This is a genomic window from Acinetobacter piscicola (assembly GCF_015218165.1).
GTDB classification, from domain to species: domain Bacteria; phylum Pseudomonadota; class Gammaproteobacteria; order Pseudomonadales; family Moraxellaceae; genus Acinetobacter; species Acinetobacter piscicola_A.
On the sequence record NZ_CP048659.1, the window covers coordinates 3,581,964 to 3,607,446 of the forward strand.

Consider the following 25,483-nt stretch of genomic DNA (forward strand, 5'->3'; position numbering starts at 1 on the left):
TGAGATCTCATTTGCACTAGATGGCTGTTGAGCATAAACAGAATTATCTTGCTTAAAATCAATGACACAAAAAAAGCCAAAGTCTATACTTTGGCTTTCTTCTAAATGACGGTAGCACAAACGAGTTAAATTTCGATTTGACTGCCCATTTCCACGACACGGTTGGGTGGAATTTGATAGAAGTCACTCACTGGACTGGTATTACGCTGCATAGAAATAAATAATTTCTCACGCCATGGCGCCATACCATCACCAATCGTATGGATTAAGCGATCACGCGAAATGAAAAAGGAAATTTGCATCATGTCATAAGGAATTCGTAATTGACCATAGGCTTGTTCCAACGCAACAGGAATGTTGGGTTGATCTTTAAAACCATAATAAACGAAAACTTGTTGGAAATGCTCATCCAAAACCTCAACCCGAATACGCTCTTGATCAGGCACATAAGGAACATCCCGTGTGATCACGGTAACTAAGATATTACGCTCATGTAAGACCTTATTATGCTTAATATTATGCAACATCGCATGAGGCACAATATTGGTATTCCCTGTTAAGAAAATCGCTTGACCAGGCACATAAATCGTTTCCTTACTTAGACTTACACTTTGGATAAATAGACTTAATGGCAATGCATCCTTTTCTAGTTTGCTATATACAATTTCACGCCCATTTTTCCAAGTCATCAAAATTGTAAAGGCCATGATGCCAATGAGAATCGGAACCCATCCTCCAGAAAATACTTTTAATGAGGTAGATGCAATAAAAACTGAATCTAGCAGTAAAAAAGGAACTGCAAATAAAGCCACTTTCCATATAGGCCATCGCCACAGTCCAAATGCCACGACAGACACTAAAATGGTGTCACACAGCATGGTCATGGTTACAGCAACGCCATAGGCACTTGCTAGATTTGCACTACTTTGGAAAATAAGAATCAGTAATAAAATTGAAATATAGAGTACCCAATTAATAAAAGGTAAGTAGATTTGTCCTTGCTCAACATCTGACGTATGTTGCACCGTTAAACGGGGTAAATAGCGTAATTGGATCGCCTGATTTGCCATGGAAAAGACACCGCTAATCACAGCCTGAGAGGCAATCACAGCCGCAGCCGTCGCAAGCCCAATCATGGGATACAATGCCCATTGTGGAACTAATAAATAAAATGGATTTTCAATTGCATGAGGATTGCGTAATAACAACGCACCTTGCCCAGCATAGTTCAGTAGTAAAGCAGGAAGAACAACTGTGAACCATGCTAACTTAATTGGAATGCGACCAAAATGTCCCATATCCGCATAAAGTGCCTCGCCGCCTGTCATGGTTAATACCACAGCACCCATTGCAATAAAGGCAACAAAGGGTTGATGATAAACAAAGCTAATTGCCCAATGTGGACTCAGCATCGAAAGTACATAAGGTGTTTGGACAATACTATGTATGCCCGCTAAACCAATTGCAATGAACCAAAGTAAGGTGATTGGACCGAAGAATTTCCCCATCGTTCCTGTACCATGACGTTGTACCAAAAACAAACCTGTCAAAATTCCAATCGCGAGTGGCATCAACCATTTATCAAAAATAGGCGTTGCTATACTTAATCCTTCAATCGCGGACATGACTGAAATTGCGGGGGTAATAATGCCATCGCCAAAAAATAGCGATGCCCCAATAAATCCGATAGCGATGAGGATAATCTTACGGTGATCTGCAATACGGTTAGAACGTAAGTTGAGAGCAAGTAAGGACATAATTCCGCCCTCACCATTGTTATCAGCCCGCATAATCACAGTGATATATTTGAAACTAATACTGAGCGTCATACACCAAAAAATCAGTGACAAAATGCCTAATACAGTTGCTTCATTAATTGCAATATGTGCTGAGATGAAACACTCTCTCAATGCGTAAAGAGGACTTGTTCCAATGTCCCCAAACACGACCCCTAGTGCAGCCAGGGTTATGGCAGGTAATGCCGTTTTTTTCGCAGTGCTTTGCATAAAACGTCTTCTATAAAGTAGACACGATTTTTTCGCAATCATAGCACTGCAAAAAAACTTTTGCTCTAAATCAATTGTTTCAACTTGGCATAAAGCTTTTTTTTGGTTATTATCGCTCGCCTTGGTGAAGTGTCCGAGTGGCTGAAGGAGCACGCCTGGAAAGTGTGTAAACGTTTATAGCGTTTCGAGGGTTCGAATCCCTCTTTCACCGCCAAATTGTAAAGAACTGTACTCCAAAGCAGTGTCGAAAGGCTTGAATCTAAAGGGTTCAAGCCTTTTTTAATGCCTACGCAATGACATGCAATCTATTGCAATCGTAGTATGTGTGGGGGTATAAATGGGGGTATATTTTCAATCCTTTATTTTTTATACCCCCAGAAAAATGAGTAAAAACCTCAAAAATGCCTAACTTTCGACAAAGTTGGGGGTATAAATCCAAAATCACCGTTTTTTATACCCCCAAATAGGTGTAGTCATGCTTACAGATGCAAAAATTAGAAAGATAAAGCCTTTAGAAAAGCGAACGAAGTATACAGATGAGAAAGGTATGTACCTTGAAGTGCTACCTAGTGGCGGTATGTACTGGCGTTTAAAATTCCGACTGAATGGCAAAGAGAATGTTTTTAGTATTGGCACATATCCTGAAATCTCATTAGCCAATGCCCGAATAGAAAGAGATCAAGCAAAGTTACTCATTCAGCAAGGGATAAATCCAAATGAAACCAAGAAAAAGCAGCAACAAGAAATAAATCAAGATACCCTTTTTAAAACCCTTGCCCTTGAATGGATGCAAAACAGAAAAGAAATGATTAAGGAGGGTACTTATCTTCGTGACCTCACAACATTTGAAAAAGATATTTTTCCTTATCTAGGTAAAATGCCCATTGATAAAATTAAAGGAAAAAATGTTTTAGATTGCGCCCAAAGAATTGAGGCACGAGGCGCACAGGAAATGGCGAAGCGATCTATTCCATTGGTTGGGCGTGTTTTCCGTTTTGCTATTCGTAAGGGACTTATTGAGAATGACCCTACTCCGCACTTGGGCGAAGCCTTAAAGCCGAGAAAAGTTAAAAATATGGCTAGACTTGATATTTCTGAGTTTCCGCCTTTCTTGCTTCGCATGGACAAGTATCACGGTAGTTTCTTGGTTAAAACCGCTTTGCAGTTCATGACTTTAACTTTTGTAAGGACTGGCGAGTTGATCAACATGGAATGGAGCGAGATAGATTTTGAGGCGAAAGAATGGCGCATCCCTGCTCATAAAATGAAAATGGCATTACCTCATATTGTGCCGTTATCTACCCAAGCCATTGCACTATTAAAAGAACTCGAACCTTTAACAGGTCATAAGCAATTTGTATTTTATAACCACAGTACAGCGAAAACGATTAGTAATAACGCTTTGCTCAGTGCTATTAGAACGATGGGTTATATGGGCAAAATGACAGGTCACGGATTCAGGGGACTTGCATCCACTACCCTACACGAACAAGGTTATATGCACGATGCTATCGAAGTGCAACTTGCACATAAAACAGGTAACGCAGTATCACAGGCTTATAACCATGCTCAACACTTACAGTACAGAGCCAAGATGATGCAGGAATGGGCAAACTTCATTGATAGCCTTAGACATAATGTTGTCCCTTTTCCAAAGAATAAAAGGGCTTAAATTTAAAGCGACAAGTTAAGTCTTTCTAAGACTATCAATACCTAGCAATTACTTGTTTCTTTGATATATTTAGATTGCTAGGTATAGGAGGCATCCGACAAGCACATACCCAATGTGTTTACCTAGTTTATTTTTGGGGATGCTGTGGGAGGCAAAGAGATGAGTTTACCTTTAAAAACATTTTATACATTGGATGAGGCTGTAAGACTGTTCCATAGTCTTTTCCCCCAAAGAGTTGATATTGATGTCAATTATTTTTTAATGCTTGGTATTAAGCAATTTATTAGATTAGCTATAAAAAAAAGTGATATTTGTGTTGATGATAAAAATGGAGTTATTAATTTAGATAATTATGAGGGAAGTGACGACCCTGATGAAATAATCGAACATATAGCAATAATAAGAGATTTACTAAGCTGCTGTGATGAGAAAACCTCATTTTTAGTAGTTAATGAGAGTTATATTGAGGATTTTATTTTTTATAATGAAATAAATCTTAATGAAATTCGTTTTGATAATTTTTATTCAGTACTAAACAATTATTTCCCTATTCCTAATGAATATATAGCCAAGTTAGGTTTTTTCTCTTTTGCAAACAAATTACATTATTCTAAATTATATGACATGGCGATGTTCTCTAAAAAAAGAAAAATAATCTTAGATCGTAAAGATTTAGAAGCAAATGGCTATCCTCTTGTTGACGAAGATTATTTAAAGGACGATTGGGCGGTGGGGTTTTGGTTTAAAGACAGCTCTGCTTTAACAGAATCGGATTACATAGAAGATATTACAATAAAAACTGATGACTTATATCTCTTTGGTGAAGATCTACAGTTATTACTCGATGGAAAACACAGAGAGCCTATTGAGAATAATTCTAGAATTAAAAAAAATAATGTAGAAGTAGCAAAAGAGCAGATAAAATTACACCCTAAAAGGGCTAATTCAATAAATCAGATCATATATGCTTTAGCAAAAATGGCGGATTTAGACTTATCACAGCATCAATCAGCTTATACCCAGCTAGAAGCATTTTGTAATAATAGAGGTATCGAAATACCTAAAAAAGATACAAGCGGAAATTTATTTAAAGAAATTTATAGAGCTTTTAATTTAGAAAATTCTAAATAGAATCTAAATAGAACGAAAGTCATTCTAAATAGAACGATACCTATTCTATTTAGAACAAAACAATAAAAATCATAAACATACTAACACCCATCAAGCCGATGCAACGAACTGCAAAGGCTCTCTATTTCAATCTATGAATAGGATGGGTGCTTTATGTCATCACTTCACCAAGAACAGTTTTTACGCATCAAAGACCTTGCCAATTATCCTGAAAAGCAAGCGACCATTCACACTTATAAAAGTGGCATCAACAAAGGTAAAACCAAAAATATCAATGCTCGCCCTGCCTCAAAAGGCTTGATTGGTGTGTCTGATAAAACAATTTGGCAATGGGTTAAACGTGGCGAGTTCCCTGCCCCAATCAAACTAACCGACAGTGTAACGGTATGGCGTTTATCTGAGGTACAAGCATGGATGCAGTCCAAAGGATTGGGGGCTTAAACATGAACCATCAAACCCAAGTTTTAAACCACCTCAAGCAAGGCAGAACCCTAAGCCAAGCAGAGGCAATCAATCTATTTAATTGCTATCGCCTGAGTGCTGTTATACAGCGTTTACGCCGTTCAGGTTATGACATTACAACCCACCAAGAGCCGAACTTAAACCGTGACGGCTACCACGCTCGTTATGAATTAAATGAGGTGCAAGCATGAACCCATCTATTTTTAATTTTAATGAACACGGCGTTCGAGTTGTTTATGGGGTCGATGGTGAGCCTTTATTTTGTCTTACTGATGTATGCCGTGTTTTATCTGTAGATCGTACATCACGCTTATTACGTGAATTAGATGCAAAGGGTATGGCAGATTGCCACATCCTTACAAATGGCGGTACTCAAAAGGTTAAGTTTGTAAATGAACCTAATTTATACCGCATCATTTTCAGATCGAATAAACAAGAAGCATTGAACTTTCAAAACTGGATATTTGCAGAGGTACTGCCAACCATTCGCAAGACTGGTAATTATTCAGTTACAGCACGACAAACCGCTTTTGATGAATTAAACCGCCTTTGCATACAGGAAAAAATATCCAAAGACAAAGGTACGTTTCACAGCCTTGGAATGCACCGCCGTAAACGTGAAAAGCACCAAAACGCTATCCGCATCCAAACATGCAAGGCAAATATTCAACTTAGTTTTGAGGGGGTTACACAATGAAAAATCATACACCCCCTAAAATTCAGGCAATAGATACGCTCAAATCTGAGTGCATCTATTTAGATATGAGCAAATTTGCTCACATTTATTCTGACAGTATTTTAAATCCTATGGGGGTATGCCCAAAACTGGATACACCCCTACAATATTTTGAGGCATATAACATGCTGTTTTCAAAGATTAATCTAAAATCGGCTTTACGCTTAAACCTGAAAAATAAATCACTTAATATTGCCAACATGCCCAAGTATGGTTATGCTGTAGACCTCTCAAAACATATTAGCGTCACCCCACAGCGTCATTGTGGTTTTATTGTGCCTAAATTTTGCATAGGCTCTCAATCTATGCTCAAAATACAAGGTACAAGTGTTTCAGCTACACACACAAGGCTGCAATCCCTCTATGAGGGGATGACACGACAAAATAAGGTTTTGCCGAATATGTCGGGCGGTTCTAATATGCCGAGAGTGAATCCCCTCACCCTAATTTCTCAAGTTAGCGTGATTCTCAACTCAAAAATATTAGGAGGCAATCATGCCTAATCAAAACAACACTACAAACACGCCTAAAACTTATAACGCTGGTGACATGCATGATTTAGCTTCAATGGCTGAGTGCGATATGGATTGGATGAGTACCGCCCTATCAGATGTGCAACTCAAAGTTAAACAAATTAAAAAAGATTTAATGGCTCGCTATCCAAATGCTGAATACCATTTTTCAGACCTAGAGAAAGTCTTAGAAATGTTTGTATATTTAGCAGAAGATCGTTGCCGTTATCATGAAAAAGAAGCTGAAAAATTCAGAGAAGAATACGAAGCAAATAAAAAGGCGGTGACACTATGAATATCACCACCTCCACCATCAAACCCGATTCGATTCTAGCAAATTGTACGCTGCTTAATCCATCGGATGACACATATTTAAACCATCCCATCATTGAACGCTTTGGCAGTCCATCACAGCCGATTTATGTTGATCAATGCAAGGTAGACATTAACGGCTTGACGTATGAGCAGCCTTTAATTCTACCTATCGTCAATGGACAGCTTAAGCTTGTGCAATGTGCTGTATTGCAAAATGAACAACGTATTCAAGTCATACCTGATGGTTTAGCAAAAGGCTTTGCTTGCTATGGTGAAATGCAGAAAGATAAACCTGTAATCATCACCCATAACTTAGAGGCATTTTTTAAACTTGCCTCCAGTATTGCCATTGGTTTTGAACCACCATTACAGCCGTTTTCCGTTGTATTGGTGATATTGCCTAACCTATGCAATATCAACCTAACAGAACTCAAAGCCTTTGATTTTGAGCAAATACAATATGTTATTCAGCAGTTATCTAAAGCAGGCTATCAACAGTTATACATGCCTGTTAGACCTGAACAGATGCAGCTTGAGCCATTTAAACAGCTTGAGCAAAACACGGCTGGACGTTTACTAAATCAATATTTGAAATATGGCGAAAATGAGTTTTTCACTGAACTGATTAAAGAAAATGATGCTGCCGAAGCACAGGCATTTATTCATGAGGCAATCAGTCAATTACCTGAACTCGACCCATTACCTAAAGGACATTTAGCCAAGCCATTTCGTTATGGTGATGGTGTATTTCATCTTTTAGATAGTGGCTTGTATTACATTGAACAAACAAAGGATGATGAGTATAGACGCTATATTTCCAGTCCTATTCGAGTATTGGCACAAACAAGGGACACCACCAATAACGCATGGGGTCGCTTGCTTGAATGGTACGATGCAGACGGTGTAAAGCACACACAAGCCTTATCAATGGAACTATTCCAATCTGATGGTGTGGAACTCCGCAAGGCTTTGGCTTATCAAGGGGTCATCATTGCACCCGATGGCAAAGCAAGAAATTTGCTACAAAGTTATTTGATGAGCTACCCGACCCATACAAGGGCGTTATGTGTTGATCGTGTTGGATGGCATGACAATGTTTTTGTATTGCCCAATGAGCAGATCGGACAGCATGAACAGGATGATTTAATTGTTTATCAAACCACACAAGGCATTGATAGCAACTATCAGAGTAAAGGCAGTTTAAAACAGTGGCAAAATAATATCTCTATCCCTTTGTCTACTCACTCTAAATTAGTCGTGGCATTGAGTTCGGCTTTTGCAGGGCAATTACTCACACCACTGGAACAGCAGACAGGTGCAGGCGTTCATTTCAAAGGACAATCATCCAAAGGCAAAACCACCGCTTTATATGTCGGCTGTAGTGTATGGGGTAAACCAAGCAATTATTGTAAAACATGGAAATCAACAGGCAACGCTTTAGAACATACCGCATATATTCACAATGACGGATTCCTCGCCTTAGATGAGATTGGAGAGGTCGCCAACCCTAAAGAGTTGGGTAACATTGCCTACATGCTTGCCAATGGTAAAGGCAAAGCAAGGCTAACTAAGGAAATCAAAGCCAAGCCCTCTTATGCTTGGAAAGTCATTTTCCTATCTACAGGTGAAAAGAGCCTGAAAGAAATCATGCAAGAGAACGGACAAAAGACCAAACTAGGGCAAGAAATCCGTTTGATTGATATTGATATAGATCAGTCTGAATATGGTTTATTTGATCAGATCGACTTTGCCGAAGATGGTGCAAAACAATCAAGGGTATTGGTTGAGCGTTCTAATCAGTTCTACGGCGTTGCAGGCATGGCATGGTTGAAATACCTCACCCATGACAAAGACACTGTCATGCAACAGGCTAAACAGCTATTAGAGCAATATCACCGTGAATTAGTAGCAGAACACAATCAAGGTCATATTGTCCGTGTTGCAAATGCCTTTGCCTTGATTGCCGTTGCAGGTGAACTCGCTACACAGGCAGGAATTACAGCGTGGCAAACAGGTACAGCATTCAACGCCGTGAAAGACGTATTCAATGCTTGGGTCAATGACTTTGAATATGTCGGGGACTACCAAACCAAAGAATATATTTTGCATGTTAAGGCATTCTTTGAGGCAAATGAATCAAGTCGTTTTGAATCTATCACCCCTGACCCTGACCAAATCGAAAAGATCATTAACCGTGTGGGGTACTGGAAGATCGAGAACGGCGAAAAATTATTTCTTGTGTTGCCTGAACAATTCAAAAATGAAGTGTGTAAAGGGCATGACAATAGAAAAGTGGCAAAGGCTTTATTGCTTGAGCAACTCTTAGAGCATGACACAGGCAAGACCAGTAAGACAGTTAGAATCCCATCAAAGAAAAATGCCGTTAAGGTTTATGCCGTTAAAGAAGCTATTTTTAGTTGGGAAGCCTAAAAAAGCGAGGTAACAGAGGTAACACAGGTAACAACCTTATAAATAAAGGCTTTGAGGGCGTTACCTATAGTAAAAATGGAGAGGTAACAACAGGTAACAAAGGTAACACGTTAAGAATTTATTAACACTAAGTTTAATTTTTTATCGCTTGTTACCCATGTTACCCCACGTTACCTATTAAAAAATCAGTAGGTAACAGGCTGAAACCCTTTAATAGCAAGCATGTTACCTATGTTACCCATGTTGCCCCTTAAAAATTGACATTCTGAGAGAATTTTAGAGATTTAGAACAATGCCAAATGTGAACAAAGTTATTTTAATGGGCGTTTTAGGTCGTGACCCTGAAACAAAGAATTTCCCCAATGGTGGCAGTATTACCAATTTCAGCATAGCAACGACTGAGCAATGGAAAGACAAAACCACTGGAGAACGTAAAGAACACACCGAATGGCATCGAATCAGTACCAATAACCGATTGGCAGAGATTGCAGGCAAGTACCTTAAAAAAGGCAGTAAGGTTTATATTGAGGGCAGTTTAAGGACACGGAAATGGAAAGATCAAAGCGGTGTAGATCGGGAGATAGTCGAAGTTCGGGCGGATGTATTACAGTTGCTTTGATCTGCATTGAGCCTCTTAAATGAGGCTTTTTATTGAACTACTATTTTTTATGGCGTAACAGTGATTACATATTGAACTCATTATGACATAACAAAAACTATAACCGGGTAAAACTCACGGTGAGTAACGGTAGTCTTGAGTACAAAGTGAGCAAATCATATTTTTATAGGTAGTAGTGAAAAAAGGTATATCTATTTTCATATTTACCATATCGACATATAAGACACCTCATGTCGATTTTTTAGCTTTCTATCGACATACACAAGAAGCTCTTAAATATCTGCATGGTCATTTTAACCATTGAGGTTTAACTTGCTGCGATTCTAAATGTGACCAAGTGGATCTATTACTGAAATCATGATGATTGAAAGCTCGTTTTTTTTGACGACCTTAATAAGTTGAATACGATAGTCTGATGTAACGGCACACCCATCCGCATTTAAAACGTCAATGCGTCATCATTTCTTTTGACGACCTTAGGGTGTGTTGACATTTACAGCCGATAAATTGAGCTAAAGAGGCAACCATATAAATATACAAGCTAAAGCAACAGCGCTTTGATAGTTACGTTTTAGCTTATCGTATCTTGTGGCAATTCCTCTAAATTGTTTTAATCTACAAAATGCATTTTCAACTAAATGTCTGATTTTATACATATACCAGTCCATATCATCATTGCTAGATTTGGCATTTGATCTTCGAGGAATGTTTGCTTTCGTATTACTTTCTCTAATTTTCTTTCTGAAACTTTCTGAATCATAGCCTTTATCTGCACATAGCATTTCTGACTCTGTTAAATCTAATTTTGATACAAGATCAGGTGCAACCTTAATATCATGTGAAGTTCCATCTGAAATAATAAATTCAATAGGATTACCATTTGAATCGATTGCTAAATGTATTTTTGAACTATTACCACCAATACTTTTGGAAATACTTTGATTCTTAATACCAGCTGAATGTTGATGCGCTCGTACATGGCTCCCATCGATAAAAATCCACTCTTTATCAGCATGCTGGCTGAATAATTTAAAAATATTCATAAACTTACTATTTTTAGACCATCGATTATATTTCTTAAAAATAGAATTTGATTTACCAAACTCTTGAGGTAAATCACGCCAAGGACAGCCTGTTCTAATTCGAAATAAAATCGCTTCAATAAAATTCCGTAAATTTAATTTGAGATAAATATTAAAGTGACGGAAAATAGCAAGTAACTTGGACCAGTGTTGATCATTTAGCATTGTTCGAGGCATAGCGAGTGTAAAATTGGGTTTGGCGATTTAATTTTACTATCTCGCTATTTTTTTAATCAACAAATGTCAACAGACCCTAATAAACTGCAAAGCTCAATTTTGAGCTTTGGTATTAAATCAATTATTTAGTGAAGTGGGATAATCTCATATCACAAAACGCAAATTTGCGTTCACCTTAAAAATCATGAATGGATAGATTTTAAATGCTGCTTTATTCACCCTTAAAAGAGGTATTTGGCTTATCGTCAAAAGTGACGACAACCCAAAGGGTCGCATTTCAAATGCCACCCTCAAATTGAGGTTAAAACTTCCCTAATCCCTAAAATATTTTTTGAATGGTTGTTTATAGTTGTCATTGCCTACAGATCAAGGCGATTGAACTCACCATTTTAAATGTGAAAAACATAATGAACCCGAACAAGTCACCAGTAGAATAAAATGCACTGGAGCGCATGAGGGATAGCATTCCAACCACTCATTTATTATTCATCAAGTCAAGACCCTCAATTTTTAATTTCGGGCGTATAAAAATATGTTTATAGGTGCGGTCATGTAGCTTTAAACCTCTAGATTTTTGGTTACCCCCTACCTATTTACCTAAATCATTAGGAAAAAAATGCAACGAAAACACGCTTAAATTCGCTGTAAGTGTTGATATGTAAGGCTTAGAGCCTTGTTATACAAAATGTTATCCGTCAAGGCAAAATAGCCTGTTTTTAGCTATTCTGTAGGTACTTTTAGCTAGTTTTAGTCATTTTTAGCCCTATTTTCATCAAAAATAAGCCTTTTTTAGCCAAAAATAGTGAGTTTTAAGCATGTTTAAGCAATCAAAAATACAGGTTGAGAGCCTAAGAGCAATGGATAGCCGAATAATGCAGAAACAAGGCATCTTTAAAAATGGTACAGGCTCATATTACTGGAAAGATGCAAACACTAACGAGGTGCGAGCTAATATAGGTTACAGCTATCAAGCTCAACAATTAACGCTTTCTTATCGGTGTGGCGGTCAGTCTTATGACTATATGATTTGTATAGATCAGACAGCTTGTCACTACGGCGGTACACGGTCATGGTTTATATGTCCATCCTCACAATGTAGAAAGCGAGTTGCCAAACTGTATTTATCAAAAAGTGGGTATTTCACATGCAGACATTGTAATAATGCTAACTATGCCATTCAGCAAATGAGCGAAAAAGATAAGCCACGTTATCACATGCACAAAATGAGGGATAAGTTAGGTTGGAGCTATAACCATGTGCCATTTATTAAAAGAATAAGCAAACCTTTAAATATGCACCACAAGACATTTAAGGCTATGGTTGCCAAGCATGATGAATATGAAAGGCAATTTTTAGTAAACTTTCAAGCATTCATAGATAAGTTTGAAAATATGTGAAAGAGGCGTTTAACATGAAAACTATGGGGTACTTTTGCGTACTGGGGGTATAAATGGGGGTATAAATGGGGGTATAAAGTAAAAATACGATATAATATCACATTAATAATCAATAATTTATATTTAAAATATGATTCCCTCTTTCCCGCCAAATTTAATTCCAAAGTTCTCCAATGGAATACCAAAAGACTTAGACTGTAAGGGTTTAGGTCTTTTTTTATTTCTAATCACTACCAACTAAATTCATTGAAATCTAAGCTGCTTTGGGGGATCAGATCGGTATCGTTATGATCATGTTTAATATCCTCAATTCCTCCGCATACATGCGTCTTATCTTATTGATCTCTCTTTTCGCTTAAATTATTTATCTAAAATTAAACATATAGATACAAACTGCCACTACAGCCCGCTAACGAAAAAGAGATTATAAATTCAAAAATAAAATCACAACCCAATGATTAAAATGAATATTTTAAAAACAGCAAAGACGTCAGCATAATGAAAAACATATTTAAATATCATTTAGATGCAATGATTCAGACTTAATATCAAAGATGCGGTATGCACAATCGAACAAAGCACACGAAATACATCGATTCTAGTATTCGGGAGTTAGAATGAATAACAGTGCCAACTTTGTAAAACAAATCAAAAATGCGAAACGTGGTGGATATACCCCGACCCTTGCAAAAGACATCAATAAACATAAAGTGCAAAAAGCCATTCGCTTAATTGAACAATGGAGAAAACTTGCCAATGAACTCAAGCCACAAATGCAAATAGACATGGCGCTCACTTTAGAAGAATGTGCTCAAGATTTAGACCAAGTATTAAGGAGTAAGTAAATGTCAATTTTTATATCAGTATTTATATATTTTAGACTCTGATTTATTTTGAGATTTTAAATCTTCGACATAACCCGCAAATAAATGCGGGTTATTTTTTTAATAAAACTAAATTTTAAATTAAAAAAATACTTACAATCAGGTTTTATTTAAAACCTCTAAATAATTTTATAATAATTATTTATATAAACTTACTAATACTTTTAAAATAAAATTATTTAAAAACATAATATTAGATAATAATTAATAAATATTTTTATATTTTCATCTTTTAATGTTTACAAAATAACTAAACTTTGATAAAAATAATGCCAACTAAATCACACTAAGAAGAAAAAGTATGAAAAATTCATTATCAATTTTATGTGCTTTACTTTTTATGCAATCTGTAGCATTCGCAGAATCAACACCTTCAAACGTATTGAATCAAACCACAAGATCTCAAGAAATCGCATACGATTGTCAATCTTTGGCGTGGAACTTAGCTGCTGCAAATAAAGGCGATATCGAAGCGCAATATCAAGTCGGCATGAAATATTTTAATGGTGAAGAAGGTCAAAGTGACCATAAAAAAGCACTTCAGTGGTTAAAAATGGCAGCTGAACAGCACCATATCCAAGCACAATATCGCCTTGCGACCATTGCAGAAATGGGCTTAATTGGTTCAAAAAATGACAAGGAAGCATTCCAATGGTATCTAAAAGCCGCGAATCAAGGCGATGCTAAAGCACAGTTCAAAGTGGCTCAAGCATATCGATCAGGTATAGGTATCGCACAGGATCAACTACAAGCACAACAATGGTTACAAAAAGCAGCGCAAGCGAATCACCCTTTAGCGCAAGCCACTTTGGCAAAGCTATAAATTCTATTTTGGTCATTTAAATGTGATGAAAATTAAAAAATGAATAAATTTTCATCACCCTAAAAATAAATCAACATTTTGATTCAATTGTTTATTTTTTGACTTGTAATCTCGTCATTTTTCTGTAGAATTCTCGCTACGTTGCCGGCATAGCTCAGTTGGTAGAGCAACTGACTTGTAATCAGTAGGTCCACAGTTCGAATCCGTGTGCCGGCACCATTTTATACTTAGCCTCGCTTTTTAGTGAGGCTTTGTTGTTTTTGGCATTTCATTTATATTCTTCAGATCTTCTGTGCCGTAATTTGCACATAATGCACTAACCCATCCTTAAAAAGTTTCTCACATAACTTTGCTGTCATACGGATTTTTAATAGATCTATAGCATAGGCTGCTGAATACTGCCATTTACGTTGTGCTGCATATTGTGCAAAGCCATGCAAAACTTGTTCTGAAATATCTTGAATCTCAATTTGCCCAAAACCACATGTTTTTAGGATATCTGCGGTCTGTGCACTTGTAAAAAGTTGCTGTGCCTGCACATTGGCTGCTTTCAATAAATACGCATATTTTTTTTGCTCTAACCGAGACAAATTTTGCCATTGATCAGACCATGTTAAGTAATGAAAGCCTAATCGCCCCTTTGAGTTTAAAACGAAATGAATAGAGTCTAAGAATGCAGATAAAGGGCTATGATAGGCAGCATCAATACACAGCACCACATCAAAATCTGTTTTAGTCAATCTATTTTTTAAATTTAAGAATGAAGCACAATGAAACTGAATATTTGAATTTAAATTTTTTTCAAGATCGACAATGCACTGTGGCTGTAAATCTACAGCACTAATATTTTCAATCTTATAGTTATTTTGCCAATGCAATACACTTGCACCTCGTCCACAGCCTAAATCTAAAAGCTGATCATTTGAATTTAAAACGACAGCATGTGCCAACCGATCTGCCAATTGGCGACATGCTTGTGGATAAGACTGCGTAGTTGCCGTCCAATATCCTAAATTTGTCCAAGCATACGGCGCATCATCACCTAAAATTTTTGCATTGATGGCATATTTATGTTGTGAAAATTGTTGCTGTATCGCTTGAATCCATTTCATAACACATCAGTAACCAAGTTGTGGAGCAACCTCAACTTTAGGTTTTAAATCAACAAATGGCAATGGTGCACCAAAAATCTCGGCGATATGCATAGCTGACGTTACCGCAGATTCTAAAATAGGCAAACCATCACATGACCAAGACCCACAATAGAATACTTTACGATTTTCTTGACGATGACGTTGTTGCAATTCTTTATTCAATGCCACTGTTTCAGAGTTGACCACCGCACGGGTCAAAGTCACCGTTGAAATGACTTTTTTCGGGTCAATTGCTGTGACTGGACGCCACGTTTGAAACACTGGTGATTTGCCCACGAGACTTGGCTCAACCGAGTTTAACCACACCGTAAATTGTTGCTTGGTAAATTTACGATCCATCATATAACTCAGTACACACCAATCTTTACGATTCGGCGGCATGACCGTAATATCGGTATGCATGACCAACTCACCTTGCTCAAACTTAAAGTTTTTCAACAATGCTAGATCTTCAGCAAACTGCTCAGGATTTAAAAAATCCTCCAGTTTATTGGTTGGGGTTGCCACGATGACCCGGTCAAAAAACAATTGTTCGCCTTGGACATTTTCCACTAAGACTTGGTCACCGCGTTCTTCAACTTTTGAAACAGCAGAACCACTATGGATATCGATGCCTTCGACCAATTTATCAACTAATGCAGGTGTACCACCATGCAAACGTAACAATGCATCACCATCTGTTAACTGGCGTAGGAAAACCAATAACGGTTTAGCTGGCCATTCACCAATTGTTTTTGGGTCACACGTACAAATTGTATAGAGCACAGGCATGACTGCACCATGCCAAAATACTTCTTCAATATCATTGTGATTAATAAATTCAGCTAATGTAATATCTTGATTTTTAGATTTAAAAAATTGATGAATTGCTGTTTTAAGTTGCAACATGCCTTTCACTAAACGCCAACCGTATTGCTTAATCCCTTTACGGTTATTGATGATCGGAAAATTTCCTATGCGAGATCGTGTGGTTGTTAACCATGTTTCTGTTTTATCTTCGAACAACCAACTGCATGCCATAAAGGTACGTACAGGAAAGGTTTTAATGCCTAAGTGAGTTGCAAGACTTAAGGTGTTTTTCCATAAATGCGGATTCATCACGCGTAACGGTGCATCAATCAAACCACCTTCAAATGCTAAACTATGACTGTCCATTCCGCGACCAGGTAAGGCTTCAAAGATGGTTATATGATGTCCTGCATCTTTCAGAATTCTTGCTGTAGCAAGGCCAGCCATGCCACTACCAATCACTGCAATATTCAAAGTTATTATCCAAGCGTTAACTATTTTTTTTATTATGAATGAAGCATCTTAAAAATAGGCTATTAAAAAGTTCCAGTTTTTATGGTTTTTCACAAATGAAAAAATATAATCTAATTGATAAAAAATACATCTGTATATAATTTAAACAATATGAATATAACTTATTTTTTTATAACAATTTTTTTAAATTTAAAAATAAACCTTTTTAAAAATATAAAGATAATTTAAATATTTTACCAATTGTTGTATTTACAAACACCTAAGCTTTGATTATCATGAGCAACATAAATGATAACTACTTCACATATTTAAAGGTTAAATATGTGAAATGTATAAAGAAAACTTACAGCGTAAAAGGACTTCTATAGTGTGGGATAGAAGTCCTTTTTTTTATCTCCAATGACCTTAACCATCATGGTAAACATATAGATACATAAAAAGCGGATTCGAAAATCCGCCTTTACCTTAGTGTTGGATTGCAATTTCGCCGAACTTACCCTGATTGAAATCATCAAAAGCTTGCACGATTTCTTCTTTGCTATTCATCACAAAAGGCCCATAACCTTGAATCGGTTCATTCAGTGGGCGACCTGTCAGTACCAAAAACTTAGTATCTTTCAGCGCTTTCAACTGAATTTGTGCTTCGCCATCTTTGCCAAACAGTACCAAAGAATTGTCTTGCACCACTTGATGGTCATTGAGCAACATTTCGCCCTCAAGCACCACAAGCAAGGTGGTATGGTCTACAGGCACATAAACTTGCTCCGAAAACCCTGCATTTAAGCGTCCATCCCACACATTGACGGGGCTAAATGTGGTTGCAGGACCGTGTTGTTCTGCAAATGAACCTGCGATCACGCGCAAATGTCCAGCATCCTGTTCAAACTGAATCACAGGAATATCTTGTGCATCAATCGCTTGATATTTTGGTGCCGTCATTTTATCCGCAGCAGGTAAATTGACCCACAACTGTACCATTTCAAAAAATCCACCCGTTTCAGCAAACTCTTTTGAATGGAACTCTTCATGCACTAAGCCTGAACCCGCTGTCATCCATTGCACATCACCCGTTTTGATCGTACCACCGCCACCATGCGAATCTTTATGGGTCACTTCCCCTTGATAGGCAATCGTCACTGTTTCAAAACCACGATGTGGATGTGACCCTACACCATGTTGCACTTGAGTTGGATCGAATTGGTACGGAGATGCATAGTCCAACAGTAAAAATGGACTAATGGCTTGACCTAAACGATCATAAGAAAACAAACTTTTCACAGGAAAGCCATCACCAACCCAGTGCATGTGTTGATTACGATAAACGCCAACAATTTTTTTCATTTCAATGCCCCATCTCTTGCGGAACGATAATATGAATGCATTTTAAAATTTTTGAGATGCTGAATATAGCCACGATTCGGCATTCTATATCTCAAAAATGGGAAGACACTCTGTCCTACATTATTTTAAAGATGAGGCTATTTTCTTATAAATAGGATTATTTTTCTCAGTATTTGGGCTTTAACCAAACTCAGCTTCACGTAGGATGAATAGAGTACAAATACCTGTATCTCTTGATTCACAGATATTGCTGTACACTTTCAGACTTAATTTTAATAATGAGGCATAGACCATGGGTAAACCATACGTTCGTTTAGATAAAGACAATGCGGCCGTTTTATTGGTTGATCATCAAACAGGACTGCTTTCTTTAGTTCGTGATATAGATCCTGATAAATTTAAAAATAATGTGTTGGCACTCGCTGCAGCTGCAAAATACTTTAACCTTCCAACCATTTTAACAACAAGTTTTGAAGACGGTCCAAATGGTCCTCTTGTTCCAGAGCTTAAAGAAATGTTCCCTGACGCACCTTATATCGCTCGTCCGGGTCAAATCAATGCTTGGGATAATGAAGACTTCGTCAAAGCGGTAAAAGCAACAGGTAAAAAGCAATTGATTATTGCTGGTGTTGTTACTGAAGTTTGTGTGGCTTTTCCAACGCTTTCCGCTCTTGCAGAAGACTTTGACGTCTTTGTGGTGACAGATGCATCTGGTACATTCAACCATTTAACACGTGATTCTGCATGGGATCGTATGTCACAAGCTGGTGCACAACTGATGACATGGTTCGGTACTTCTTGTGAATTACACCGTGACTGGCGTAATGATATTGAAGGTTTAGGTGCATTGTTTGGTGCGCACATTCCTGACTATAGCAACTTGATCCAAAGCTATATTAAAAATACTGAACAGAAATAATTTTCAGATTTGATATGACAAAAGTGACCTTTCAGGTTGCTTTTGTTTACGCTCTGAATAAATAATAGATTGTCTTAAAAATGGTATAATCTTAAAAATTACTCATTTTTGAGGTGTATGATGCACTCTTTTGATGACTATTATTATTTCTACCTTGTCGTCAAACATGGTGGATTTAGCGCAGCCAGTGAAGCAACCGACATTACCAAATCTAAACTCAGTCGGCGCATTTTGGACTTGGAAGCCAAATTCAATGTCACACTCATTCAACGTTCCACACGCCATTTTAAAGTCACACCTTTAGGGCATGAGTTCTACAATGAATGTGTCAAAATCATTGAACAAGCAGACTCTGCACAAAGTATATTATTAAAACAAAGTTCCGAATTACATGGCATGCTTAAAATTAGTTGCCCACCCGTGATGATGGAGCACCAAATTCGCCCTATTTTAAATAAATTTCTAAAAAAATATCCGAAAGTTGAAGCAGAATTGGAACTTACTAGCCGTCGTGTGGATGTTTTGCATGATGACATTGACCTTGCAATTCGTACCAATTTTTCTGCCAATGAAGACTCGAGCATTATCGTACGTGACGTAATTAAAACAACGCATTGCTTAGTGGTCAGTCCTGAAGTTTTAGCAGGAAAAGAAATTAAACATATTACGCAACTCTATGATTATCCAACGATTGTATTGGGAACTAAAAAACAAAATTATCATTGGCATTTACACAATCAAACCCACAATGAGGTGATTGATGTATTGTTACAACCTCGGGTGAAAAGCAACGATTTAGCAGGTGCGTACTATGCTGTTTTAGATGGGCTAGGCATTGCCGATCTACCTTATTTGACCGTACAGCAAGATATTGCATCAGGGCGTTTAATCCACATTTTGCCCGATTGGTGTTCCAATATTGGCACAGTCCAATTGGTTTATGCATCTCGTAAAGGGCAACGCTTGGTCATGGAAAAACTGATAGAAACCTTAGTTGAGGGCATTCGTGACTATGCCAAAGAATTTGATGGCTATTTAACTTAAATAACTTAATCAAAATAGTATCCAATAAAAAATCCAGAAGACTGACTTCTGGATTTTGATAACCAACATATTTAAAACTTTAGACGCTTAGATTTTACCAATCAAATCAATTGAAGGTGCAAGTGTCGCCTCACCTTCTTTCCATTTTGCAGGGCAAACTTCACCTGGATGCGTATGAACATATTGTGCTGCTTTCACTTTACGTAAAAGCTCTTGAGCATCACGACCAATTCCGCCTGCATTGATTTCAATAATTTGAATCTTGCCTTCAGGATCAATTACAAATGTTCCACGATCTGCCAAGCCTTCAGCTTCGATGAGCACTTCAAAATTCTTGGCCAAAGTCCACGTTGGATCACCAACCATGGTGTATTGGATTTTTTTGATTTCTTCAGAAGCATCATGCCAAGCTTTATGTGTGAAATGTGTATCAGTTGAAACTGAATAAATCTCTACACCCATTTTTTGGAATTCTGCATAATTGTCTGCAAGATCGCCCAATTCAGTTGGACAAACAAATGTAAAATCAGCAGGATAGAAAAATACTACTGACCATTTACCGATCATATCTTGTTCTGAAACTTCAATAAATTCGCCATTTTTATACGCTGTTGCATGAAATGGTTTGACTTCAGTATTGATTAAACTCATTGGGTATTCCTTCAATTCGTTGTAGGGATTGCTTGTCTGTGAAGTTAGAATACGCAAAATGCATGTATCGGTAAAACAGAAGTTTTTCATAAAAATAATCTGTTTTTCAGATCAAAAATACTCATCTTGATCGGCTCTTCAGATTATTCAGGAAAATAAGCAATATTGTTCCACGCTGTATTTGCCAATACTTTTTTATAGTTTTGCGGTGAGGTTTTCACTTTATGTGACAACCATGCCCGACAATAACTCTCTGTCGCTCCAATCATCAAAGACAATAATAATTCTGGTGGAATATTTTTCATTTTTTCAGTATCTGCAAAACATTGCATACGCTTCATAAATTCTTGGTTACGCAACTGATTGGTGTGTTTTAATTCCAAATCTTCATCGTTACGGTTAACCAAAGCTGCTGACATATATAAAAAGCGGGCAAAATCAGGGAAATCAACCACCCAATCAATATAACTACTAACAATCGCTTGAATCGCTTCCTCTAAAGACTGTACATGTAATAATGCCTGCTCACGGCGTTGTGCTTGATCTTGCAAAGCACTCAGATATAAGGTCTGAACAATGCCTTCTTTATTTTTGAAATGATGATAAATCGCGCCGACACTCGTCTCAGCACGCGCTCGGATCATGTCAATATTAGTGGTTTCGATGCCATACTTTAAAAAGCAATCTAAAGCTTCATTCAAAATTGTACGTTTTAATTCTGCACGCTTACCCACATAAATGCGTTGTAATAATTCGGTATTTTTCATCAATATTTCATTCCACCACCTAACTTTGACAAATTTTACGCAGAATATGTTTGCTGAGCCAATAACAGAATATTATTCTGTATTAGAATCATATACAATATTTAATGAGAATGGGACATCACAATGAGCCAAGCACTTAAACTATGGAATAGCTTTAAAAATAAACCTGCAGGGAAATGGACATTTTCAAAATTGCTTTGCCTAAAAGCACCCTATTTCAGTAGTATTTCCCCTGTTTTTGAACAACTTGCACCGAATTATTGCGAAATTAAAATCAAGAAACAACGCTCAGTGCTCAACCATATTGGCACTGTACACGCCATTGCGATGTGTAATATGGCTGAACTTGCAGGTGGAACCATGACCGATGCCACAGTGCCATCTACACATCGTTGGATTCCTAAAGGTATGACCGTAGAATATCTGAAAAAAGCCAATACCGATTTAGTGGCAATTGCGACACCTGCCGATGCAAATTTTCAATGGAATCAAGGCAGTGATTATTTAGTCAATGTTGAAGTGAAAGATACGAAACAAGAAACTGTATTTAAAGCAGTGATTACCATGTGGGTGTCTGCGAAGAAGTGATGCCCTTCTTATTTTTTCTAATAAAAAACCCTCTGCGTTCACAAAGGGTTTTGATGATGATCTGCTGTTTTAATCAGTTAAAACGGAAGATCATCATCTAAATCTGCTGGTGCTTGAGCAGGTGTTGGCGCAGCGGCTGGCTTCGGTGATTGGAAACCTTGATTTACATTATTGCCCGCATTGCCATAGTTACCTTGGTTACCATAGCCACCTTGGTTGCCCGGATTGCCATAACCACCTGGGTTGTTATTGCCTTGGTTACCGTAGCCACCTTGCTGATTATTGTTAAAACGTGGCTGGCTATAACCACCATTGTCACCACCAAAACCTTGACCTTGTTCGCCTTGTTGACGATTTGAGTCAAGCATTTGCATTTGCTCACCACGAATTTCAGTCGTGTAACGCTCTTGACCATTTTGGTCTGTCCATTGACGTGTACGTAATGAACCTTCGATATAAACTTTTGAGCCTTTACGTAAATATTGCTGTGCAATTTCACCTAAACGGTTATGCAATACGATACGGTGCCATTCTGTTTGTTCTTTTCTTTCGCCCGTATTTTTATCTGTCCAAGACTCACTTGTTGCAATTGAAAACTGGGTGAGAGAACCACCATTTGGGAAAGTCTTCGTCTCAGGATCACGACCTAGAGTACCCACCAATATAACTTTATTTACACCACGCATCAGATGTTATCTTCCTATATATTTCTATGTTTTACTTTATAAGAGTTATGTTTAAATGGCTACCTCTTTACCAAACAAGTGCGTTAAATGTTGTCGCCCAGCATCATCTATTTGCTGTTTATCGACTTTAATATAAGCAACCTGTTGCCCAGACATCACCACCACTTCTTCAATACCACGAATTGTCAGTAATTGAGAAGTCCAATCATCGGTTTGTTTATCCTCAGGTAAACGTAAAACGATTGAGGTTAAATAACGAGGCTGTGCCAAACCGAAACTGATTAGCAGCCAAATTATAGCAATAGCAGTCAGGATACTCCAACCGATGGCCGTATTATTTAACAACAATAATTGACCGCCCAATGTGCCACCAAAAAATGCACCTAAAAACTGTCCACTAGCATTTACACCCATTGCTGTTGCTTTAGATTGAATCGGGGCAGCTTTCGATAGCCAAGATGGCAATAACGCTTCCATGACATTAAAAGCAATGAAAAACAAACCTAAACCCAGTAAAAGAATATATTTAGACTCATAACCAAAAATTAAAATCATGAGACCTGCAATGATCCCTGCAATCGCAGTCAGAAAAATGCCACGCATTTTGCGATATTTTTCAGCCAAAATAATGCTTGGAAATGCAAAAAACAAACTGATGAGCAGTAAAGGTAAATACACAATACCGTGTTTTGATAATGGAATCCCTGCAAAATTGATCAACTGTGATGGGATATAGACAAACATTGCCGTTAATAAAAGATGCAGTGAAAATACTGACACATGTAAACGATTGAGATCACCCATTTTCAAAACTTGTTTCAGTTGAGTGAAATAACCTTGCTGAAAATTTTTATGATGGCGTGTAGTTTTTGGCACTAAAAATAAGGTCAAAATCGCCAATAATCCCATCAGTGTCGTTACCCAAAATAACCCAGAAATTCCAACCAATGTGGTGAGCCAAGGGCCTAAGCTAAAAGCGACTGTAAAAGATAAACCAATACTCATTCCCATGACTGCCATGGCTTTGGTTCGGTTTTCTTCACGGGTAACATCAGCTAAGAGTGCCATCACCACTGCGGACACCGCTCCTGCTCCTGCAATGGCTCGTCCGATGATCACACCATAAATGGTTTCTGACATGGCTGCGACAGCACCACCTAAAGCAAATAACAATAGACCAAACACAATCAGTGGCTTACGACTAAAACGGTCTGCCCAAAGGCTAAAAGGAATCTGCAATAAGGCCTGACTCAAACCATAAACACCGACCGCCAAACCGATCAATGTTGGGGTTGCATATTGATATGACTGTCCTGCAACAGCAAAGACAGGAATAATCATGAACAACCCCAACATGCGTAAGGCGAAAATACTACTTAGTGCAAAGGTGGAACGGCGCTCTATGGAATTCATCATATCAATAAACTTTTCAAAATTTTTTTCACTTTATTTCCACCCTATCATCGCATATTGCTACTCGTTTGTGGGAGCTCTGCGCATAAAAAAGGACGTATAAATACGTCCTTATTATGAGCATTTTTCTTAAAAAAGCATTAATGCTGCGCAATGCGTTTATTGTATTGAATTGAGGCAATCACCGCCCATACAATAAATGCGACACCAATCAAGCCTGTGACCACTTCAGGTACATGTACACCTGTACCACTTGCAAGCATAATAAATGCCAATGCACCAATCGCATAGTGCGCGCCATGTTCAAGGTAGATATAGGCATCTAAAGTACCTTTATCTACAAGATAAATGGTCATTGAACGGACAAACATTGCACCTATCGCAAGACCTAACATGATGATCACGACATCTGAAGTAATGGCAAATGCACCAATGACCCCATCAAAACTAAAAGATGCATCTAACACTTCAAGGTAAATAAAACCACCTATACCCGCTTTAATTGCACCTGTTGGTGCACCTGAAGCATCATGACCAATTGCATTGCCATTTTCATCCACTTCGGGTTCACCGCCAAGTAAATGACTCAGCACTTGCACCCCGATATAAATCACGATGCCCCAAATTCCGGCCATCGTCACCACAAGACGTTTAGCTTCGTCAACATAGGCAGCCATGATCAATAATGCAATCAATGCCAAAAATACAGACATTGCAGGTACATTGGCTAAATTAGCTAAACGTGCTTCAAGCCATTTGAACCAATGGGTATCTTTGCCTTCATCCAAGAAGAAATTTAAAAATACCAATAATAGGAATGAACCACCAAATGCCGCAATTTCTGCATGATGGGCAATTAAACGTGCTGAATAGTTCTTTGGATCATTCAGTGCCATATTGACCACTTCCATCATGCCCATGTCAGCAGTTGCTGCCACAATCACAATTGGGAAGATTAAACGCATACCAAAAACAGCAACGAGAATACCGACAGTTAAAAAGATCATTTTCCAGAAATGATCCCAACCACGTAAAACGGAAGCATTGACAACTGCGTTATCAAAAGAAAGTGAAACTTCCATCACCGCTAAAATTGCAGTAATGGTCAATGCCGTGAACATCGTCTTTAAGCCAGCTTCTGGACCATGGTGAAAACCCCAGTAGGCAGAAATAGCAAGACACACGACCGAAAAGATGATTGAGAAACCAAAATGTTTCCACATGATAAACGACCTATGAGTATTTTTTATCTAAGGTGTGCTGACAGTTCATCTATGTGAAGCACGAATGAAATGTGTACAAACCCTAAAAATAAATAGAGAGTACTTAAAGCAAGGTTTAAGTTAGATATGCTAATTATGACAACTTTTATTTATTTTTCTCAAACTCTTCGTATGATTTTTTTGAACAT

24 protein-coding genes, 2 tRNA genes and 1 pseudogene are annotated in these 25,483 nt (G+C 37.7%); 17 read left to right on the forward strand and 10 right to left on the reverse strand.

Annotated features, from left to right (window positions below; all coding sequences use genetic code 11):
- Positions 1-125: 125 nt before the first annotated feature.
- Complete coding sequence (locus G0028_RS17775; protein WP_180047639.1) at positions 126-2,006, reverse strand: potassium transporter Kup; 1,881 nt, start codon at positions 2,004-2,006, stop codon at positions 126-128.
- Positions 2,007-2,129: 123 nt separating this feature from the next.
- On the opposite strand from G0028_RS17775, the gene G0028_RS17780 reads away from it, so the two are divergent.
- The 10 genes and pseudogenes from G0028_RS17780 to ssb (G0028_RS17825) all read left to right on the forward strand — a co-directional run.
- A tRNA-Ser gene (locus G0028_RS17780) sits at positions 2,130-2,220 on the forward strand.
- Positions 2,221-2,481: 261 nt separating this feature from the next.
- Entirely contained in the window at positions 2,482-3,678 is a 1,197-nt protein-coding gene (locus tag G0028_RS17785) for a tyrosine-type recombinase/integrase (RefSeq protein WP_180047637.1), read from the forward strand.
- Between the two features lie 159 nt (positions 3,679-3,837).
- Complete coding sequence (locus tag G0028_RS17790) at positions 3,838-4,809, forward strand: hypothetical protein (protein ID WP_180047625.1); 972 nt, start codon at positions 3,838-3,840, stop codon at positions 4,807-4,809.
- Between the two features lie 153 nt (positions 4,810-4,962).
- Positions 4,963-5,250 carry a helix-turn-helix transcriptional regulator gene (locus G0028_RS17795; protein ID WP_180047635.1) on the forward strand — a complete coding sequence of 96 codons (288 nt, stop codon included), beginning with the start codon at positions 4,963-4,965 and terminating at the stop codon, positions 5,248-5,250.
- A 2-nt stretch (positions 5,251-5,252) separates the two neighbouring features.
- Complete coding sequence (locus G0028_RS17800; protein WP_180047633.1) at positions 5,253-5,462, forward strand: helix-turn-helix domain-containing protein; 210 nt, start codon at positions 5,253-5,255, stop codon at positions 5,460-5,462.
- Complete coding sequence (locus G0028_RS17805) at positions 5,459-5,968, forward strand: Bro-N domain-containing protein (protein WP_180047631.1); 510 nt, start codon at positions 5,459-5,461, stop codon at positions 5,966-5,968. Before G0028_RS17800 ends, G0028_RS17805 begins: the two co-directional genes overlap by 4 nt.
- A gap of 239 nt (positions 5,969-6,207) precedes the next feature.
- On the forward strand, positions 6,208-6,510 hold the full coding sequence (locus G0028_RS17810) for a hypothetical protein (protein ID WP_227554827.1): 303 nt from the start codon (positions 6,208-6,210) through the stop codon (positions 6,508-6,510).
- The gene (locus G0028_RS17815) at positions 6,503-6,814 is read left to right on the forward strand and encodes a hypothetical protein (protein ID WP_180047629.1); all 312 of its coding nucleotides are present in this window, start codon (positions 6,503-6,505) and stop codon (positions 6,812-6,814) included. Before G0028_RS17810 ends, G0028_RS17815 begins: the two co-directional genes overlap by 8 nt.
- Positions 6,811-9,264, forward strand: a complete 2,454-nt coding sequence (locus G0028_RS17820; RefSeq protein WP_194088735.1) for a DUF927 domain-containing protein — start codon at positions 6,811-6,813, stop codon at positions 9,262-9,264. The genes G0028_RS17815 and G0028_RS17820 overlap by 4 nt, the downstream gene beginning before the upstream one ends.
- A 292-nt stretch (positions 9,265-9,556) precedes the next feature.
- Positions 9,557-9,880 (forward strand): annotated as a pseudogene (gene ssb / locus G0028_RS17825) (single-stranded DNA-binding protein); the annotation flags it as partial.
- A gap of 515 nt (positions 9,881-10,395) precedes the next feature.
- Here the strand turns inward: ssb (G0028_RS17825) and G0028_RS17830 are convergent.
- Positions 10,396-11,142, reverse strand: coding sequence for an IS5 family transposase (locus G0028_RS17830; protein ID WP_026056797.1), 747 nt, complete (start codon positions 11,140-11,142; stop codon positions 10,396-10,398).
- An 815-nt stretch (positions 11,143-11,957) separates the two neighbouring features.
- On the opposite strand from G0028_RS17830, the gene G0028_RS17835 reads away from it, so the two are divergent.
- From G0028_RS17835 to G0028_RS17850, 4 genes are all read left to right on the forward strand, one after another.
- On the forward strand, positions 11,958-12,539 hold the full coding sequence (locus tag G0028_RS17835; RefSeq protein ID WP_180045542.1) for a hypothetical protein: 582 nt from the start codon (positions 11,958-11,960) through the stop codon (positions 12,537-12,539).
- A 617-nt stretch (positions 12,540-13,156) separates the two neighbouring features.
- On the forward strand, positions 13,157-13,384 hold the full coding sequence (locus tag G0028_RS17840) for a hypothetical protein (RefSeq protein WP_130072332.1): 228 nt from the start codon (positions 13,157-13,159) through the stop codon (positions 13,382-13,384).
- A 340-nt stretch (positions 13,385-13,724) separates the two neighbouring features.
- The gene (locus G0028_RS17845) at positions 13,725-14,246 is read left to right on the forward strand and encodes a tetratricopeptide repeat protein (RefSeq protein ID WP_180045541.1); all 522 of its coding nucleotides are present in this window, start codon (positions 13,725-13,727) and stop codon (positions 14,244-14,246) included.
- 143 nt (positions 14,247-14,389) lie between these two features.
- Positions 14,390-14,465: transfer RNA gene (locus G0028_RS17850), tRNA-Thr, on the forward strand.
- Between the two features lie 62 nt (positions 14,466-14,527).
- Here the strand turns inward: G0028_RS17850 and G0028_RS17855 are convergent.
- The 3 genes from G0028_RS17855 to G0028_RS17865 all read right to left on the reverse strand — a co-directional run bounded on the left by G0028_RS17855 (position 14,528) and on the right by G0028_RS17865 (position 18,004).
- Positions 14,528-15,358 (reverse strand): SAM-dependent methyltransferase, encoded by an 831-nt coding sequence (locus G0028_RS17855; protein ID WP_180045540.1) that lies wholly within the window; start codon positions 15,356-15,358, stop codon positions 14,528-14,530.
- A 6-nt stretch (positions 15,359-15,364) separates the two neighbouring features.
- Positions 15,365-16,663 (reverse strand): FAD-dependent oxidoreductase, encoded by a 1,299-nt coding sequence (locus tag G0028_RS17860; RefSeq protein ID WP_130072335.1) that lies wholly within the window; start codon positions 16,661-16,663, stop codon positions 15,365-15,367.
- Positions 16,664-17,128: 465 nt separating this feature from the next.
- A complete protein-coding gene (locus G0028_RS17865; protein WP_130072336.1) occupies positions 17,129-18,004 on the reverse strand; it encodes a pirin family protein in 876 nt (291 codons plus the stop codon).
- Between the two features lie 292 nt (positions 18,005-18,296).
- Between G0028_RS17865 and ycaC the strand changes: the two genes are divergently transcribed.
- On the forward strand, positions 18,297-18,923 hold the full coding sequence (gene ycaC / locus G0028_RS17870) for an isochorismate family cysteine hydrolase YcaC (RefSeq protein WP_130072337.1): 627 nt from the start codon (positions 18,297-18,299) through the stop codon (positions 18,921-18,923).
- A 120-nt stretch (positions 18,924-19,043) separates the two neighbouring features.
- The gene (locus tag G0028_RS17875; protein WP_180045545.1) at positions 19,044-19,967 is read left to right on the forward strand and encodes a LysR substrate-binding domain-containing protein; all 924 of its coding nucleotides are present in this window, start codon (positions 19,044-19,046) and stop codon (positions 19,965-19,967) included.
- 87 nt (positions 19,968-20,054) lie between these two features.
- Here G0028_RS17875 and ahpC read toward each other — a convergent pair whose 3' ends face one another.
- Both ahpC and G0028_RS17885 read right to left on the reverse strand, forming a co-directional pair.
- Positions 20,055-20,618 (reverse strand): alkyl hydroperoxide reductase subunit C, encoded by a 564-nt coding sequence (gene ahpC / locus G0028_RS17880; protein ID WP_180045539.1) that lies wholly within the window; start codon positions 20,616-20,618, stop codon positions 20,055-20,057.
- 143 nt (positions 20,619-20,761) lie between these two features.
- The gene (locus tag G0028_RS17885; RefSeq protein WP_180045538.1) at positions 20,762-21,385 is read right to left on the reverse strand and encodes a TetR/AcrR family transcriptional regulator; all 624 of its coding nucleotides are present in this window, start codon (positions 21,383-21,385) and stop codon (positions 20,762-20,764) included.
- 123 nt (positions 21,386-21,508) lie between these two features.
- On the opposite strand from G0028_RS17885, the gene G0028_RS17890 reads away from it, so the two are divergent.
- Positions 21,509-21,973 (forward strand): hotdog fold domain-containing protein, encoded by a 465-nt coding sequence (locus G0028_RS17890; RefSeq protein WP_130072340.1) that lies wholly within the window; start codon positions 21,509-21,511, stop codon positions 21,971-21,973.
- 77 nt (positions 21,974-22,050) lie between these two features.
- On the opposite strand, the gene ssb (G0028_RS17895) is transcribed toward G0028_RS17890, so the two are convergent.
- The 3 genes from ssb (G0028_RS17895) to G0028_RS17905 all read right to left on the reverse strand — a co-directional run bounded on the left by ssb (G0028_RS17895) (position 22,051) and on the right by G0028_RS17905 (position 25,295).
- Positions 22,051-22,659 (reverse strand): single-stranded DNA-binding protein, encoded by a 609-nt coding sequence (ssb, locus tag G0028_RS17895; protein WP_174493927.1) that lies wholly within the window; start codon positions 22,657-22,659, stop codon positions 22,051-22,053.
- A 51-nt stretch (positions 22,660-22,710) separates the two neighbouring features.
- Entirely contained in the window at positions 22,711-24,075 is a 1,365-nt protein-coding gene (locus G0028_RS17900) for an MFS transporter (RefSeq protein WP_180045537.1), read from the reverse strand.
- 137 nt (positions 24,076-24,212) lie between these two features.
- Positions 24,213-25,295 (reverse strand): DUF475 domain-containing protein, encoded by a 1,083-nt coding sequence (locus G0028_RS17905; protein ID WP_130072343.1) that lies wholly within the window; start codon positions 25,293-25,295, stop codon positions 24,213-24,215.
- Positions 25,296-25,483 lie beyond the last annotated feature (188 nt).